This window comes from Acidobacteriota bacterium (assembly GCA_003225175.1).
Lineage (GTDB): Bacteria > Acidobacteriota > Terriglobia > Terriglobales > Acidobacteriaceae > Gp1-AA112.
Genome location: QIBA01000029.1, coordinates 50,660 through 67,749 on the forward strand (window position 1 = coordinate 50,660; position 17,090 = coordinate 67,749).

A 17,090-nucleotide genomic window follows, 5' to 3' on the forward strand; every position below is an offset into this window, starting at 1 on the left:
TCCACAATTAGTTATTTCAATAGGGAAATAAGTTCTGATTTATCTTGACAATGCAATTCCGAGCTGTCTAAAGTGCCCACGCGAGTTTCTACTTCGCGTGCCGAGAGCACTGGAGGTTGAATGAGGACCACGAGAGCCACTCATTTTTTTGCCTGCCTGCTGATTGCTGTCGCTTCTGCAAGCCTGATGTTTGCACAGGGAGGCGCGACCGGAACCATTTTGGGAACTGTCACGGATCAGTCTGGAGCAGTAGTGCCCAACGCAACCGTGCAGATCATGAATGTTGGCACCGCCATTACACAACAAGTGCGAACCACGGGCTCCGGGGACTATTCGGCTCCGCTTCCTCCCGGGACTTACCGGGTGACGGTGGAAGCTCCAGGATTTCAGAAGGCAGTCGTCGACAACATTGGATTGGCCGTGGCTCAACAGGCACGCGTCAACGTCTTCATGAGACCTGGTCAAGTCACCGAGGTTGTCGAAGTCACTGGTTCGACGGCCGCGCTCGATACCGACAGTTCCTCAGTATCACAACTGGTGAGCCAGAAGCAGGTTGACCAGCTGCCCTTGAACGGACGCAACTTCCTGAATTTGTTGTTCATCGGCGCGGGAGCCGTGGAAACTACCGGCGAACAGGGCCAGATGCGCCAGGGCGCTGGTAATGCAATCAGTATCAATGGGTCCAGACCGACCTCGAATAACTACACACTGGATGGCATGGTGAACACTGACACGGCCCTGAGCACACCAGCCGTCATACTTTCACAAGACGCTATCCAGGAATTCAAAGTTCAAAGCGAGACCTATTCGGCGGAGTACGGGTTCAGCGCTAACCAGGTCAACATAATCAGTAAGAGCGGAACGAACAGCCTGCACGGCACAGCCTTCGAGTTCCTACGAAATGACGCGTTGGACGCACGAGCGCCTTTTCAAGCTACTATTCCAAAACTCCGACAGAACCAATTCGGTTTCGTAGTTGGCGGCCCGGTCTATATCCCGAAGGTTTATGACGGGAGAAACAAGACGTTCTTTCTAGCAAATTATGAGGGTTGGCGTATCAGCAGCGGCATTAATCAGTTCTTTAATGCCCCTTCTCCAGTGTGGTTGACTGGTAATTTTTCTTCTCTGGCCGGCCTCGGCACTCCAAAAGCAGCAGGTGGTGCTTGCGTTCCCGGACCAACCACATTCTGCCGTCCAGTCGATCCGCTTACCGGGTTGCCTTTTCCGAACGACACCATCCCCGCAAATCGCTTCGAACGACTCGCGAATGTTTCGCTCGCAGCTCATCTGATTCCAGCGCCGAATTGCTTAGCTGGTCCACCTGCATGTCTGGGGAACTTCAGGCTGAACGCTACGTTGCCTCAAACAGTGAATCAGCAAACCTATAAGTTGGATCAAGAGCTACGGCAGTTCGGCAGGGTATTCGTCCGATGGACCCATTCGACGTATCAAAATCAGAACGTGAATGGTGCCGATTCAGTTCCTTTCGGATTTGGTGTGTTTGACGTGCAGCCGGAGAGCTGGACGATTTCGCACACCAAAGCTCTAGGGACGAGGAATGTGAACAACTTCCGGTTTGGTCATCTCACTGCCATTAGCAATCAAGGCGGAGTTCCCGCTCCCAGTTCTGACGTGACAACGCTCGGACTAAGCGGCGTTTTTCCGAACCTCCCTAACGCTGCCCGCCTGTATCCCGACTTTGGTTTCAACGGCCCTGGACTTACTAATTCGCGATCTGGCAGTCAGGTTAACGATACGACGACCAGCGACATACGAACTTGGGAGTTTGCCGATTCTTTCACAACAGTTCGTGGCAAACATTCTTTGAGTGTGGGATTTGACTATCGCCGCTGGATTCAAAAACGGAATCTCTCCGCGGACTTCCTGGGTAGCTTCAACTTTGCTAATGAAAACATAACCTCGAATTCCGGAGGATGTCCCAACGCGTCGGCTCTGTGCGGAACAGGTAACTCTGTAGCCGACTTTTTGCTCGGTTACTACCAAACTGGGTCCACCTTTCAGCCGGGGCCATTCAGCAATCCCTCGGCGGCACCGGGCAACTTGAACCAGTTCCACTACCTGTATGTCGCTCCCTTCATTCAAGATGACTGGAAGGCCACTAGTCGCCTCACCGTAAACCTTGGCTTGCGTTGGGATTATCGATCTGTACCCACTGAAGAACACAACCAAATGTTCTGGTTCGATACTGCTAATCCAGGCGGCGGATTGTGCTTCGCCAACCCTGCCTTGGGAACGGAGACGATCGCCGCCCTTGGCAGTCCTATTGCTCCCCCCGGTAACGGCTTTTATCGATACTGCGGGCGACGCAACCCGGCCGACGGTTCCAAGCAACCCTTTGCACCGCGCACGGGCCTTGCTTACCGAGTATCGGACAAAACGGTAGTTCGCGGCGGCTACGGAATTTTCTTCGACTCCGCCGAGACGCGCGAGATCGATAATACTGGCGACATATACCCGATTATCGTCCGCACCGCCCTCAGTCCGAATACCATTCCTACTCTTCCAAAGACGACGGATCAGACTTTCCCTCCGGTGACGCTGCATCAAGTCAGCCCAGCGAAGGACGGCGGCGCTTTCTTTGCTGTAATCATCTCGGAAAAGCCACGCAATCCTTACGTCCAGCAGTGGTCGCTTTCGGTACAGCGTGAACTGGCGAGCAACACTACCTTGGAAGCCAATTACGTGGGCAACAAAGGTACCCATTTGTTGAATCGGTTCAATATTGGTCAGCCTTTACCGCCGCCAAATCCAGCGCTGTGCGATGCCACCGTGGGTGGGAATCCAACCAATGCTGCGGCCCTTTGTCCTGTGAGTACTCGTCGTCCGCTGGCGAATATCACTTCGGCAAATGGCTTCTTGGACAGCGAATGGAATGGGTACTCTAACTACAACGCCGCTAATCTCAAACTCGAACGCCGTTCAAGTTCTATGGCACTGGTCGCGGTTTATACCTGGGCTAAGAGTCTGGACGATAAATCGGCCGCCGCTGGCGTCGGAGCCACGAATGCCTTTGCCGGACACATGAACGAACATAATACTCGTGCGGATTATGGACGTTCAGATTTCGACGTAAACCATCGCTTCGTTGTGAGTAGCGTTTTGCAGTTGCCTTTTGGCCGCGGGAAGCGTTTTGGCGGGAATGCGAACAGGGCGGAGGATGCTTTGATCGGAGGATGGCAGTTCACCACAATCGCAACGTTCCAAAAAGGCTTTCCATTCTCCGTGGCCGCAAATAACAAAGACAATCTGCTGGTTACATTCACGGAACGAGCTAACTTGGTGCCCGGTTGCGATCCCAACAATGCTCCCAGGAATGTGAGCCAGTGGTTTAACACGGCGTGCTTTACGCAGCCCCTATCGGGTCAATTTGGGAACAGTGGCCGGAACATACTCCGCGGGCCCGGCATTAGTAATTTTGATCTCGGTCTGGGTAAAGAATTTAAGTTTACCGAGAGCGTTGGCTTGCAGTTTCGGCTCGAGGCGTTCAATGCATTGAACCACGCGCAATATGGATTTGACCCAGCAACCAGCACGGGTATAGGTAGCGCAGTTGGCAACAACCCGAGCGGCGCAAACTATGGTGTGGTCACCGCCTCTCGGCCAGGCCGCACTGTCCAACTGGGGGCCAAAGTAGTTTTCTAACAGCGAAGTCAGTCTCACGGACCCGCCTGATCTGCCCATTTGGTCTGGCGGGTTTTCCCTTATAGGGGATAGACTCCCGATCATGCTCATGGCAGTTAGAACTTCGATCAAATTGATTGCTATCTGCGTGTGTTCTTGGGCTGCGCCTGTACTCGCTCAGTCAAACGACTCCGCATTGCTCGCCCAATACGGTGAAGAAGGACAAGCAGCTCTCGCGTCGGGGCATTATGCGGACGCTGAGATAGCGTATGAAAAGCTCCGGCAGCTCGCTCCGGGAGCCGCCGAAGTGCACGCGAACCTCGGCCTAATCTATTTCGAGGAGAAGAAATTTGAGCAGGCGGTGAGCGCTCTACGGCAAGCACTGAAGTTGAAGCCCAGTTTGGCGAAAACAGAAGCACTGCTCGCAATGTCCTTATCGGAGTTGGGTCGGTTCCAGGAAGCTGTTCCTGGACTTCAAAAAGCCTTCCGCCAAACTAGTGATCCCGAAACGAAACGTCTCGCCGGGCTTCAATTGCAACGCGCTTATACGGGGCTTGGTCAGCATGACAAGGCGGTGGAAGTGGCGCTTCAACTGAATCGTCTGTTCCCGAAGGATCCAGAGGTCTTGTACAACACTGGTCGCTTATTCGGAAATTTCGCGTTCTTAAGTATGGAGAGGCTCGCGCAGGAGGCTCCGGATTCCTTGTGGAGGCACGAGGCTGCGGGTGAAGCCTATGAAAGTCAGGGAGCAAACGATCTTGCGATAAGGGAATTTCGCGAAGTACTCGCCCGCGATCCTCAACATGCTGGAATTCACTTTCGCCTGGGGCGAACACTCTTGGCGCGCTCTCGTGCTGCTTCTTCAGTCGAGGATGCAACCGCAGCCCAGGAAGAATTTCAAGCGGAACTCAAGCTCGACCCGAGCAATGCCAATGCAAGCTATGAGCTTGCAGAAATGCACCGCAACGCTGGTCGATTCTCTGAGGCTGAGCAGTTGTTTGAACAAGCGCTCAAGTACTATCCGGAATTCGAGGAAGCCCATCTGGGCTTGGCTGCAACCCTGTTATCTGAACAGAAACCTCAAGTTGCGCTGCCGCACCTTAAAAGAGCGATCGAGTTGAACCCAGACAATGACGTGATCTGGTATCGGCTTTCGCAAGCTAACAGAGCTATGGGCAATTCAGCGGAGCAACAAAAGGCTTTCACGGAATATCAGCGCCTTCACGCGAAAAAGGAGAGCCAACAAGCGGCTACTGGTGAAATCTTTTCGCGCAGCGAAGTCACTAAGCAGGAGATCGGCCCGCGTGACAAGTAAACGTTTTTTGCGTTGTTGCCCGGATCGATCAATTCAAATCACTTTTAGGAGAATTCATTGAGACGTGCCGTATTGAATCTGTTCGCAGCAGTGTTGATTACAACCGCAGCTTGGGGACAGGGATCCGAGTGGCAGATAGACCCTGCTCACACTACTGTCGGCTTTACCGTCCGTCATTTGGGCATCAGCAACGTACACGGACGATTCACGAAGGTGAGCGGCTCGGCGACTGTGGATGACCGGGATCTCACCAAATCAACGGTGAACGCCACCATGGATGTCGCTTCCATCAACACCGGCAACGACGGCCGAGACAACGATCTGCGCAGTCCCAATTATTTCGACGCGGCACAATTCCCGAACATGACATTCAAGTCCAAGAGCATCACGAAGAATGGTGATAACAAGTTGAAGTTAGTGGGCGACTTGACGATCAAGGGAGTGACCAAGGAAGTCACCCTCGACGTAGATGGGCCTTCAGCTCCCATGAAGATGGGGCCGAATCAGCGTCGCGGGCTTTCAGCAACAACCTCAGTGAACCGCAAGGACTTCGGAGTCGGTGCGAAGGCGCCGGCCGCGATGATTAGCGAGGAAATCAAGATTGACCTCGACGTTGAACTCACTCAAAAAGCAGCAGGACAGTAGCGTCACAGCCGAAAATAGTTAAGTCGGGCGGATGGTTCCGGAGAGACCTTGATGATCATCCACAAGGCGCCTGCGGCGCTACTTTGCGTCGTTTTGGTTGCAACCACCAACGTTCCGTGCCCGTCACAAAACACCGGCACAGCCGTGCCACCGATAATCGACATTCATTTTCACGCGATGCTTGAGTCTCGTCCCGGCGGTTTAATTTGCCCTAACGAATCCAAGTTCCTCGCTTCTGACCCGAATAGCAAGGAGGGTCCGTCCGGGTGGAGTCACGAAGACTGTACCCCTAAACTTTATCCAGCCGCGAAAGGCGAGTACGTTAAGGACGTAGTGGCCGATATGGAACGGCTCAACGTCACCGCAGTGGTCTTTGGCGATCCTGCGAGCGTACAGAAGTGGAAGGAAGCTGCGCCGGGAAGGGTCATTCCGGGAACCAGTTTCAGTCAAGGCCAGCCCCCTGGCAAGCGTGTACCACTCGATGAGTTACGCAAGAGCTTCACTCAAGACGGGTTCAAAGTAATGGGGGAGATCGGGCTGCAATACGAGGGTCTATCGCCGAGTGATCCTTCGGTCGACCAGTACTTCGCACTGGCAGAGGAACTTGATATCCCCGTCGCGATTCATATGGGCACAGGTGGATCAGGCCGGGCAAACATCGCCATGCCCAAGTACCGCGGCTCCATGGGTAATCCCTTGCTGTTAGAGGAACTGCTTGCGCGCCACCCAAAGCTGCGTGTGCAGGTAATGCATGCGGGCTATCCGATGATCGACAACATGCTTACGTTGCTGCAAGCGAACTCGCATGTATATGTCGATGTGGCTGGACTAATCTGGAGCTATCCGCTGAAAGAGGTCAATCGATATATTCAGAGACTCGTCGAAGCCGGATTCGAGGACCGTGTAATGTTCGGCACGGACCAACTGCAGTGGCCGAAGTTGATGGCTTATTCCATCAGCCTCATTCAGAACGCCGAGTACCTCACCCTCGAACAGAAACGCGACATTCTCTACAACAACGCAGCCCGATTTCTCCGGCTCGATACAAAGCCAGCGAACTAGATTCGATGGCGGACCGATACGGGCACTGAACGGCAGACCACTGGAACTCGAGGATCATGCATTACATTAGGCTGCGCATCGGATCAAAGTTCACGATCTCATGGCGCCCCCAGATAAAGTCTATTCGCTTGTCTTTCTGATCCCGAGTTCGATGTGCTGAACCAAGCCGGAAGGGACTGGCTGTACTTTGTCCATATCCTGTGGTTCAAAACGAACACCGTACCGAAGGTTGAGTAGACGGTAGTCGGGAAGTGCATGCCCAGCCATATGGTTCAGCGCTAGATTCGCGACCTCTATGCGAAGGAGATTCTCTCCGTTATGAAGCAGCGGTGTTACTTCCAAAGAATACGGCGGGCACCAGAGGGAACCGGCACGCTGGCCGTTCACATACACCACTGCGGCTTCCCGGATCGGAGCGTCGAGCCATGCCTGCATACCTGATCGAAGCTTCTCTTCGGGTATGGGCTTGCCTTCACCGAAGTCCAGCCGGATTGAGGTATTGCGCAACATAGCAGCAGGAATCGAGATCGTTTTTTCATATGTTGCCTGGCCGGAGAAGTACCGAGTGTCAGGGTTCTCGGTCCAGGAGCGCAGATCGTGCATGGTTTCCCTTTTCGTGCCGTTCCCGAATGTGACATGCCAGTCATGGCTGATGTCGATCGTTGTGGAATCAACAGGAACCGTCGACTTCACCGTGGAACCAGTTTGCGAAAACACCAGGACTCGCGACGCATACGGCTCCAGGTCAAGCGTGACGGCGGTTCGATTTCCCTGGCTCACTTTCACCGTCGCGGTTGAAATCGTGCCCGTCATCGCATTCCACCATTGTGCTGCCCTGGCTGGGACACGAAAGCTGGCATCGACGATCTGGCGCACATTGGAGGTGTTCGCGATGAAATAGATGTCAGCATCCCGCAGGCGGCGATGGACGAAGCCTATCTCCGGCGCAGCGGGCGTAAATGCCAGATCAGGATCCTTACTCTTCGAAAGTACACCGGCGAGCTTCGATTCTTCGGGCACAAAAACCCCTGATGAATTCCCGTTCTGGAACAGATACCGGCTGATCTCACGAATCTCTGCGGTTTGTGGATCGCGGCTGAGAAGCCCAGGAGCGGCTGAGGGAAGCTGGCGCGTGGCCGCCACCACTCCGCCCGCACGAGCGAATTCTTCCAGCCTGCGGTAGGTCTGCAGTGGAATGCTTTCTACATTCGGCAAAACCACAATCGCGTAACGATTGGGGCCGAGCAGAAGAGTGTTGTTTTGGATTCGCCCTTTCTGCTGGAGTGTGCCTTCATCGAAGAAGTCGAAGTTGTGGCCGCTTGCCAGAATCGCTTCGATCGCATCCGTCCCAATCCGGGATCTAAGCGTCTCGAACAGGTCGGCCTCACCAGGATGAAAGCTCGCCCAGGCGTCGTCGTTGGGCAGATACACAGCTACGTCGTTGACGGGTTCACCCTGACGCAGGAGGTAGCTCACCCGCTGCAGATAAACCGTGATCTCGGGCATCACGATCCACCACGGGTTCTCTTCATCAAATACAGCAGCAGCGTAAAAGCGCCAGCCGGGATAATCCAGGCTTTTCGGTGTGTACGGCCAACCATGACCAATGAGCTGGTTGATGCCTTCGAGAAAGTGGCGGTCGGCTTCGGCTTTCATGTCCAGCGGCGTCGCACGGAAGGCGGGTGAATGTAGCCAGGTCCAAGTTTCGGATGAAGTCACCGGCACGCCATAGATGTGGCTTGCCGACGAAGCCCATCGCGTCGCGGACAATTCTTTCCATTGTGCCCCCTCGCCTTCCGGCAGATCGACGAACGCGTGGCTGGAAAGCTCAGCCGGCGGAATTCCGTAAGCCTGCATTCTCAAGCGAGTGCCGTTCTTCTCGGCCCACTGGTGCAACGGCCCAACGAAGTGTTCGTTGAAGAGCTCGGTCAGCGTTTGTGCCCTGTCGTGCCGGATTGCCTGCGCGTTGGGCACGTCGGCCGACGCAAGCGCCGGCAAGTGCGGAACAAGATCGTATCCGCGGCGCTTCTGGAATTCGCTCAGAAAATCTGGTGTCCAGTCGGAGTGATAATCCTCCAGACTGTCGCAAAAGATCGCGTATGGTTTAGCACTTGGGAAGGCCTGCATGAAGTGGTCGCCAACGCTCGCCAGATAATGGTCGACGGCGGCACGATCATAGTGATCGACTACAAACCCTTCCGCGCCGACGGCAGCTCGCTTCACCATCATTCCTGTGCGGCTGGAGACAAAAAACAAGACTTCGCCCGCCCCCTCGGGCAACCGGACCATGCCGTCACGAATGTCGTCTAGTAGCTGGTACTCCTGCGGTGTTGACCGGCCGCCGCCCGGCGCGAAGAAGACAGCGAGCAACTTCTCTCCATCAACGATGTCTGGTAGCGGAAACTTTCGTCCTTCAGCAGCAGTTACGCGCACTTGGTGAATCCGAAGCATCCCCGCGGCCTCATTGACTGGAACAGAAGGGCCACCGTATGGCCATCCGCTGCCAAGTGTTAAATCAAAACGCAAACCCAATTTAGCAGCCGTTTCTGCAGCAAATCGCAACCTCTCAAGAGAGGCATCCGACAGGTACGGAGTGTTTCTCACTCCGCTGACTGAATCATCGAGAGCAAGCGGATACACGAGTTGCACCTCGACGCCACCAATGCCGCCCAGGTTCATCGTTTCGAGCTCGCGCCGCAGTTCCGCGTTCTCCACTGTCGGTCCGAACCACCACCAGCGCATCATGATCCGCGAGTCGTCAGGAGGTTTAGCGAAGTGTGCGCGAACTTCGGCGACGGTGCTTGCTCTGCTGCTGGTCGTTTGTGCAGCAAGCGGTGCCGCCAAGAAGATGAGGACGGTCAGCGCCCTGGTCGTTGCAGCCTTGCAACCTGCGAGATTTGATCCGCTCAACACTCGCTCGCTTTGGGACAAACCACCGCTAGCCGGACGATAACATTTTTTATTGACTTAGGCAGCGAAAACCCTGAAGACAAGCGGACACTTTGCGGGTCAGGAAGCAGCCAATCGCGCTTGCGAACGACGGGGCGAGTTCTTTCGAGAGCTAAATAGACGCCCTTCGAAGAGTTTCCACCGCATACTAGCCACACGCGATAAACCGAATGCCTACTGCGGACAGCCTTCGTGTTGCCAAACTTCTCAAACCGTCCGGTCCTGACCGGACCTTGTCCAACCCGCAGCGCTCCGCTACCTGAGACCAGTGTCGGTGACCAATCCCTGCCAGAGACATCGGTAATCGCGTTCAGCGGACCAGGAGTCCCTTCGAACTCGATTCCAACATCGCGAGCCCGCAGTTTCGATTGCACACAGGCAAGACTTGTCGGAGGTAAGATCAAAAAGAGAGCAGATAAAGCGGAAGCGCATGGTCAGGGATTATTGCACGCGCTTTCAGAATCGCTTCAACACAGCTCGGCCTAAATCTGTTGTCATTGGAACAGATGTAACAAATGCAACTGTTTCCATTTGTTACATCTGTTCCAAGCGAGCGGTGTTAGACGCGGTGAATGTCGGCTGACATTCACCGCTAAAGGCGTCGCGTCACGACGCCTTTAACCATTCCATTAACGGCGTGTCCTCAGGGACACGTAATCGGGGACACGCCTGGGGACAGGACACCTGTCCCCGATTCATGCTCTACAACCACGCTTGGCTGGCTGTAAGGGTTCACAGTCATTGTGCGGGCGCGATTGCCAGCAGACTGTGAAAGACCTGCACCAGCGCTACGAGGCATACATCTGTCCGCTGGAGGGCATGTCTGCCATGGGAACAGAATGTTTCCAGATCTGTCATTTTGCCCTGTCTCCATGTTTTTTCAACAATTCGCCCTCGAGCTCAGCGAAGGGAATTACTCGCATTGGCATTTGTCGCAGATATGGCGTCATTAAAGGATGATCCACGACGACGTATCCGTCGACTCTCCAGTCTTTAGTTTCTTTTATTTTGAGCCACTTCAGGACGGATTGTAGATTCTGTTTTATCCAAGTCACTCGTTTGTGATGGCGGAGCGAAATAGGGTTGCTGACCCTTTCACTGCTGAGCAGATTTTCAATTTCCAGTCGCATTTCGTGTGGTGTCCGTGCATTCGACAGGTCCTTGCACTCGATCACATCGAGGCGTTTTCGTAGAGAATCGGCAACCAGGACATCCAAGTCGCCGACATTCTTGAGCCCAGTGGTTCCTGGAATTTTACTGACCCGTTTGTGGACGTCCAGACCTGGATAAGAAAACAACTTTGCTACCTCATCATTAAAATGCAGTCCTTGGCGATTCGTGACGGGACTAATGAAATTCTTCATCTCTGTGGTGCTTGTCCGTAGGCGACCACTGAGACAAAGCTTGAGCAGGTTTTCATGGGCAAGATGCAGGTTGCGATAACCCCAAGCGATTTGTTTCTGGCCGCTCCGTGTTATTTCAATCAAGGGCCTGCGCATATATGACAGATTGCGGTTAAAGCGCCAGGGTAGACTTCTGCTGTTGAGAACGGTGGTTCAGGCCTGAGGAAGTCAGCACGAGGCCGGAGGACCATTGATTCAACGATTTTGGTGATCTGTGCGTTATTCCAACCCGTCGCATTGCGCACCGCGGTATCTAGGTCATCCCGATTGGCGTTGCAGAACGGCTGCCCAGAGTCACTCATCTGGAGGAGCGCACCCATGAATCTATCCAAATCGGATATTGAATAGCCGAACTCGGCGAACGCAGCTTTATCTAACTCTCCGACGAGTTGCGGCGGCTCTTCGTCGGCTTCGATCGGCACCGTCAGTGTCCGAAATGTTCTGGGAGAAACATACATTTCATGGCTCGCAAACGCTTCCATGTATTGGCTGCTTGCTTTCCTATACTCATCACCTCTGATTCCCAAGCGCCCTGAAGGCACAACACTCAGCTTGAGATCCGTGAGCTCGTTTTGGACAGAGTCGCTGAGCATTCCGAAATTAGTGATTTCGCTGGCCAGCATTAGCATCTCATCGAATCGCTCCAGCGTCATCGGCAGTTGGCCAGACGGCGGTGTCGCGGCGAGATACTCGATAAGGAACCGGACAGCAATGGCATCGCGAGCCTGACTCTGCAGGTCGTCCCGAAAGCCAGATACAAGCCTGGAGTCATTACCAAAGCATGCAAGTCGCGTCGCAATAGTTGATCTTCCGAGGGCCTGCCGGTGCAGGATTGCCTCATGCTGCTGCATCACGAATTGCAGTACGCCTTCCTCGGCGAGTGATGCAATGAGATTTTCCAGCTTGCTGTAGCAAAAGCCGACTATGTTATTTAGAACGGCCGTACGATCCGGATCAGGAATAGGTCCGATGGCAAGCTGTGCCGCTGCCAAATGCTCTCCCACTGAATCGAGCAGTTTGCCGATCTAGTACTTCCGTACACCTCTGTACAGAGGCAGACCGCGCTCGTCGAGAGCCGCGTCGGCCCTAACATTGAAGGACAGCAGTTTCTTTTTGAGCCCTAAAGGCGCAATCTGCTCCACGAGAGTAGCGACTTGGTGTTCAAGTTCCAGATTTGGCGTCATCAGAGCGAGAAGTAGGGACTTGAGCAATTCACGGTCGGCGCGATTATCGGGCTGACGAACGAGGTCGTGAAACGTCGAAGTAAACACGAGCTTCAGGGCGGAAGCCCCGGTGCTCTCAACCAGAAGTGCCGGCAGAGATTTGCTCTCTTCTACCTTCCCTTGGAACTCTTCTGCAACGGCCAGTTCGATTGTTAAAAGCGAAACATGTTTAAGCTTTCCATGCAAACGAACACTCGCATGCCATAGCCAAAATGCAACAGCATCTGCGAGTTCGCCATAGAGCGCGTCATTGTCGGACTGATCTGGCCCGAGAATCCAAACCGGAGTCTCAAGCGCTTCGAGGTAGACCGCTACCCGCCCTCTTCTTGGGCCCAGTGGAATGTAAATTGGAATCTCAGCGTTTCTGTGCAACGATTGCACTTCAACGCTGCCCTTGAGTTGATAGTGTGAAACAGCATGTACACCCAAGAGGTGCGACACCTTACATCTCAGCGGGCGAGCAAAGTCCGCAGCGTGAATGGAAATTACGTTAGGTACACGATCGTCTCCAACATAGAAGCTGTATTCGTGCGCCGCAAAAAATCCATACTCATCCAACGTGTTCCATACCTGTACGCGCACGCCCTTCTCGCGCAATCCGTGAGCTGCCTCGGCGAAGCTTCAAACAGCAAGCGGATCGCCAGCCTCCAGCACGCTGATTGTTCGGAGGTCAGCCGCACTGACCATGTGAAGCATAGAGGTATCTGAGAACTGCGGAAACGCGACACCGTAAGCCCGACCGATAGCTTGGTGAACTAAAAGAAACAGAATTCTGGTGTTGGAATCCTCAGCGTGAATCTGTTGTTCGAACTCTTTCATGCGATCCATAAGAGGAGTTATCAACGCATCCATGTTCCAATAGCGAGTTTTCCCACTCACGTCATAGTCTTCCATTGGGTCCGTTACTATCGCCACATATGCCCTCTTGTCCTTGTCGATTTCAGCCAGTATCTCCGTTATCGTCGATGGTAAGGTCAGTTTTGCTGGAGGGGCTAAGACGATTCCGTTTACCAAATAACCAAGACTCTCTGAAACTGACGCTTCAACGGAGTGGTTGTATGCGAGGGCGTACTGAGCCTGCAGGTTATTTTGGATTGTCAGACAATTCAGACGGTGTGCAAGCGCATCCAGGAGGGCACTTGGCGAAGCAACGATGTACGTGGTTCCAAGTCGCACTATCGGACAGCGGTGAAGGGGCCCAACCTCAACGCTGTATGAACTAGCGTGATCCTCCCCGGCCTCTGCCAGGAATGGTGCGAGTGCACTGATGTCAACCTGCTGTCGAGAGAGAACCTCTTGCAGCTCGGTCTCCGTGAACGTCACTGAACGTTTTAAGGCTTGGAACACCTCCGATGAAGGCACACGAACATCTTTGCCTCCGGCACTGGGTTCTGTTCCTCGTCGGAGACCGGCGCGAACAGCGACTTCATTACTTATGGATAAGATCGCTGCCGCTGAGTCGTGCGAATCCTGCAGAAACTGCTTGTTAGTGATATGAGAAGAGAAGAATATTGCTGCGATCATGTTCCTGAGAATGAACGGAAAAGATTCGCCAGCGCCTGGGAAGACTCTGTATGAGCCACCAAAAATGGGAATCTCTTCAATAATGCAGTCGGGAGGAGGATCCTCTGCCCTCCCAAAGAGGCGATAAAGCAAATCATTCAACAAGTTTCGCAACCGAGGCGAACTGATTTGATTGTTAAAAGTCTTCAGGGACGCGGCTGCGTGCGCTAGTGCTTCTAGGCGTACGACGTGTTCCGCATTTTCGGGAAGTAATTGCAACCCACCAGCGGTCGCCACTAGATCCGCCGAGTCGAAGTGAGAAATTGCCGTTAGCACTTCGGAAAGTGGACTGGACATTTCGTTTAGAAATTCTCGAACGAGCGGTTACGACGACAGAGTAATTTCGATGATCGTCTTCGCACCGGACCGAGCGCGCGTTGTGTCATCCCGTTAGGAGTTCAGGATGAGCCTTCTCTTGCCAGGCGACGACACCAAGGCGCAGGTCAGTTGCTGTCTTTATCGCCAAACCCAATTCCTGATTTGAGACGTTCCCCGCTGCGTCGTAGCTGGTCGCATTCCGTTTCTTCGAGAGCAGCTTCATCCTCTGGATCAGCTTGTCATCTGCCCTGATGGTGAATTCGAGAGACTCGATGGTTTTCAGATGATGCCCAGTTTGAGATGACGTGCGATAGCCACAGGCACGAAGTGCAATCATGGCGGCGGTTCGCGCAGCGTTGTATGCAGCTTCGAACCGTCGGTCCTGCGAAACTGCAGCGACATTTGCATCCTTCAGGTCGCGCTCGACAATCGTAAGCAGGTTCTTAATCTCGTCGCGACTTGTCGGTTCCGTTTTGAGCCAACCGTATTCCACCCACTCTTCTAAGCTCATCTTCGTCTCCGATCACGAATATCTTTTCGCCGCGGACCACCGAATTAAGGAAATGATTTCCGCTCGCGAACTTTGTCTTGAACTCGGAGGGGGAATAGACGGTGGGGTTTACTGCTCGCCGAAGCGATGCTTCGATACTGCTCAGTTTTCCAAGAACATCTTCGAGACTGGCTTTGCCCACGACCATGAGGTCGATGTCGCTTTCTGATCTCTCTTCGCCTCGTGCCACTGAGCCATAGATAAACGCCACCGAAACAGAATCGGCTAAAGGAGCGAGTGCGGAACGCAGCATGGGAATTGTCCCGACTGTCTTTGCGACCAAGGCACGCAATTCGGGAAAAACTGGATGGCTGCGATTGGCACGATAAAAGACTTGTTTGCCGACTGTGGAGCGTTCGAGGAGACCAAGCTGGCTCAGAAGATCCAACTCGCGCTGGATCGTTCCCACGCTCAAGCCGCCAAGTTCGCGAGCGAGCTGACGGTAGTAAAAGGACTCATCAGGATGCTCGTACAAAAGCCCAAGAATGGCTCCGCGGCCCTTCCCGAAGAGCACGTCTGCCAAGGCTTTCGGTTCTGCTCTCATTACGAGAGCAATTGTACGCAAATTGAGAGCAGAGTCAAGCTGTCGAAGTAACTGGAAAACCGGCCGATTACGCTGTTCGGCATTACGCCGCCGGGCGCAAGCGCCTGTCCAGCTATGTAGATTTTTCTAAGGCAAAATTTTCTTCGGTCGAGGCGCTCATTTTTCCCAGTTCATGGGCATTAGGAATATATAGGAGGTCTTTGCGTTGGCCCAGCTTGCTTCAGGTTGTCATAACAATTTTTTTATTTTTTGTTTTGAGGTTTTGCCGAAAAAAGGCTTCTTACAAATAGAGTGATGTCATTGGTCGGCAGGGAGGCGCCCGTAAAACGTCCGTTCCATTTCGTACCAAGGAAAATCGGTTTGACGCGACCATTTTTCGGAGTTTTTGTGCAATTAGATATATAGAGGGCAGCTCTTTGACCATACCTCCAGTTGGCCGAAATAGCCGTCGAGCCGCCCAAGTCAATCCACAACAGAACCTAAAGCCACTCGAATTTGGCCAAATAGGACCCTTATTCACCGTCCCCCAGACAAAGCCAAAAAAATTTGGTGAGCTTTTGCTCAAAAAACGCCTCATTGGTAAGTAGAGGGGTAATGCCAGGTCACCGGGCTGCGCAACTTTTCGCCGCAATTTTCGTTAGTACCGTTGCCCGAGTCTCTCCAAGAACGACTGTCATAGCCATCGCTTTTTAGCTCGAACCCACACTCAAGCCTCACCACAAAGCCACATTCCACTGACCCACTAGTCAAAGCTACCGACCCACTCCAAATCTTGCATAGGAGAACCGGGGATGTTGCGTTTCGATAATCGCGTGGCGCTGTTGGATCTGCGCTCAGACAATTTTCTCAACACGCTTGTCCAGCTCGGAGGGTACTGCACAATTGGACAAGCAAAACGGCTAGGACTCGCTAACTCGGACACCCGAGCGGCGGCTCACCTCCGAATTTTGGAGCAGAACGGATTCCTGCGGAGAGTGTCCAGTTATCCGGTTGTTTACCAGACAACGAAGTCAGCTACCCGACTGCTGGGAGCAGATCGGAGGGCCAGGCGTTCGCACAGGGAGAAGACCGTGCTCGATCGGTTGCTGGCGGTCGATTTCTATTTGGACGCGACCCAATGGGTGGCCGAGTTCGTATTTAACCATGAAATGAAAATCGCCCTGCTTACCAAGCAGGGATGCCCGTTGCCTACGATCCCGGAGCGCAGTGGACGACCTTACTTATGGGATGAATTCCTCCTCAAGGTCGGCGATGGAAGCACCACAATTGCCCAAATAGATGACCAGCAACGGGGAACATTCTCGCAGGCAAAAAATCTGGCGATACGCTTCTCTGACGTCACCAAATTCCTTCCAAAACATTCGCAACTCTACATGGTTACGGGGAGCGCAGTGCGGGACCGGAGCTACGGATACGTGTTAAAGCATCCGGACATGCAGCGAGTGCACGAGTGTTGCGGAATTCCAGTCAGAACATACTTGATCGAGCCATCAGTTAAGTCCTTCGCGACGACAGATCCCTCCATAAATCCGAGCGTTGAGCAAACAACTGCTCACAGGCACCGACACCGGCGTGGCGCCTGGTCTCCACACCTAGCCAGAATTTAAGAGAAAACGAACCACAAAGACACTCAGTCGGCAGCGGCGGCGAAGCCGCCGCTGCCGACAAGCACGAGCACAACAGGGCGGACTCCTTTCCCTTAACCCATTCTCCTTTACCCATTCGCATTGGCCATTCCCATTCCGACTACGAGACGTTGGGGGCGGCCGACACAAAAAGACGAAAGTGACAAACGGGCATTCATATTTGTCTTTTTCGTCACTTTCACAAGGGCTCGCTAGCAGAGCGAACAACCACAAGGGCTGACCCATATCAA

12 protein-coding genes are annotated in these 17,090 nt (G+C 53.6%); 5 read left to right on the top strand and 7 right to left on the bottom strand.

Going from position 1 to position 17,090, the window contains the following annotated elements; genetic code table 11:
* The first annotated feature begins 120 nt into the window (after positions 1-120).
* From DMG62_01980 to DMG62_01995, 4 genes are all read left to right on the top strand, one after another.
* Positions 121-3,663 (top strand): hypothetical protein, encoded by a 3,543-nt coding sequence (locus DMG62_01980; GenBank protein ID PYY24651.1) that lies wholly within the window; start codon positions 121-123, stop codon positions 3,661-3,663.
* An 82-nt stretch (positions 3,664-3,745) separates the two neighbouring features.
* Complete coding sequence (locus tag DMG62_01985) at positions 3,746-4,957, top strand: hypothetical protein (GenBank protein PYY24652.1); 1,212 nt, start codon at positions 3,746-3,748, stop codon at positions 4,955-4,957.
* A gap of 57 nt (positions 4,958-5,014) precedes the next feature.
* Positions 5,015-5,602 carry a protein yceI precursor gene (locus tag DMG62_01990; protein ID PYY24653.1) on the top strand — a complete coding sequence of 196 codons (588 nt, stop codon included), beginning with the start codon at positions 5,015-5,017 and terminating at the stop codon, positions 5,600-5,602.
* Positions 5,603-5,653: 51 nt separating this feature from the next.
* The gene (locus DMG62_01995) at positions 5,654-6,664 is read left to right on the top strand and encodes an amidohydrolase (GenBank protein ID PYY24654.1); all 1,011 of its coding nucleotides are present in this window, start codon (positions 5,654-5,656) and stop codon (positions 6,662-6,664) included.
* Between the two features lie 120 nt (positions 6,665-6,784).
* Here the strand turns inward: DMG62_01995 and DMG62_02000 are convergent, their stop codons facing one another.
* The 7 genes from DMG62_02000 to DMG62_02030 all read right to left on the bottom strand — a co-directional run bounded on the left by DMG62_02000 (position 6,785) and on the right by DMG62_02030 (position 15,214).
* The gene (locus DMG62_02000; GenBank protein PYY24655.1) at positions 6,785-9,577 is read right to left on the bottom strand and encodes a glycoside hydrolase; all 2,793 of its coding nucleotides are present in this window, start codon (positions 9,575-9,577) and stop codon (positions 6,785-6,787) included.
* An 890-nt stretch (positions 9,578-10,467) separates the two neighbouring features.
* Positions 10,468-11,112 carry a hypothetical protein gene (locus DMG62_02005; GenBank protein ID PYY24656.1) on the bottom strand — a complete coding sequence of 215 codons (645 nt, stop codon included), beginning with the start codon at positions 11,110-11,112 and terminating at the stop codon, positions 10,468-10,470.
* Positions 11,097-12,020, bottom strand: coding sequence for a hypothetical protein (locus DMG62_02010; GenBank protein PYY24657.1), 924 nt, complete (start codon positions 12,018-12,020; stop codon positions 11,097-11,099). The genes DMG62_02005 and DMG62_02010 overlap by 16 nt, the downstream gene beginning before the upstream one ends.
* Positions 12,021-12,041: 21 nt before the next feature.
* Positions 12,042-12,836: a hypothetical protein gene (locus DMG62_02015; GenBank protein ID PYY24658.1), complete on the bottom strand. Its 795-nt coding sequence runs from the start codon at positions 12,834-12,836 to the stop codon at positions 12,042-12,044.
* Positions 12,837-12,860: 24 nt separating this feature from the next.
* Positions 12,861-14,099 carry a hypothetical protein gene (locus tag DMG62_02020; protein ID PYY24659.1) on the bottom strand — a complete coding sequence of 413 codons (1,239 nt, stop codon included), beginning with the start codon at positions 14,097-14,099 and terminating at the stop codon, positions 12,861-12,863.
* A gap of 85 nt (positions 14,100-14,184) precedes the next feature.
* Complete coding sequence (locus DMG62_02025; GenBank protein PYY24660.1) at positions 14,185-14,613, bottom strand: hypothetical protein; 429 nt, start codon at positions 14,611-14,613, stop codon at positions 14,185-14,187.
* Entirely contained in the window at positions 14,564-15,214 is a 651-nt protein-coding gene (locus DMG62_02030) for a nucleotidyltransferase (GenBank protein ID PYY24661.1), read from the bottom strand. The genes DMG62_02025 and DMG62_02030 overlap by 50 nt, the downstream gene beginning before the upstream one ends.
* Before the next feature lie 791 nt (positions 15,215-16,005).
* Between DMG62_02030 and DMG62_02035 the strand changes: the two genes are divergently transcribed.
* Positions 16,006-16,821, top strand: a complete 816-nt coding sequence (locus DMG62_02035) for a hypothetical protein (protein PYY24662.1) — start codon at positions 16,006-16,008, stop codon at positions 16,819-16,821.
* Positions 16,822-17,090 lie beyond the last annotated feature (269 nt).

Bases quoted from the DNA above. Each gene is read 5' to 3' on its own strand.
- DMG62_01980 (PYY24651.1), top strand. From the start codon at position 121: ATGAGGACCACGAGAGCCACTCATTTTTTTGCCTGCCTGCTGATTGCT.
- DMG62_02030 (PYY24661.1), bottom strand. From the start codon at position 15,214: ATGAGAGCAGAACCGAAAGCCTTGGCAGACGTGCTCTTCGGGAAGGGC.
- DMG62_01985 (PYY24652.1), top strand. From the start codon at position 3,746: ATGCTCATGGCAGTTAGAACTTCGATCAAATTGATTGCTATCTGCGTG.
- DMG62_01995 (PYY24654.1), top strand. From the start codon at position 5,654: ATGATCATCCACAAGGCGCCTGCGGCGCTACTTTGCGTCGTTTTGGTT.
- DMG62_02035 (PYY24662.1), top strand. From the start codon at position 16,006: ATGTTGCGTTTCGATAATCGCGTGGCGCTGTTGGATCTGCGCTCAGAC.
- DMG62_02020 (PYY24659.1), bottom strand. From the start codon at position 14,099: ATGTCCAGTCCACTTTCCGAAGTGCTAACGGCAATTTCTCACTTCGAC.
- DMG62_02005 (PYY24656.1), bottom strand. From the start codon at position 11,112: ATGCGCAGGCCCTTGATTGAAATAACACGGAGCGGCCAGAAACAAATC.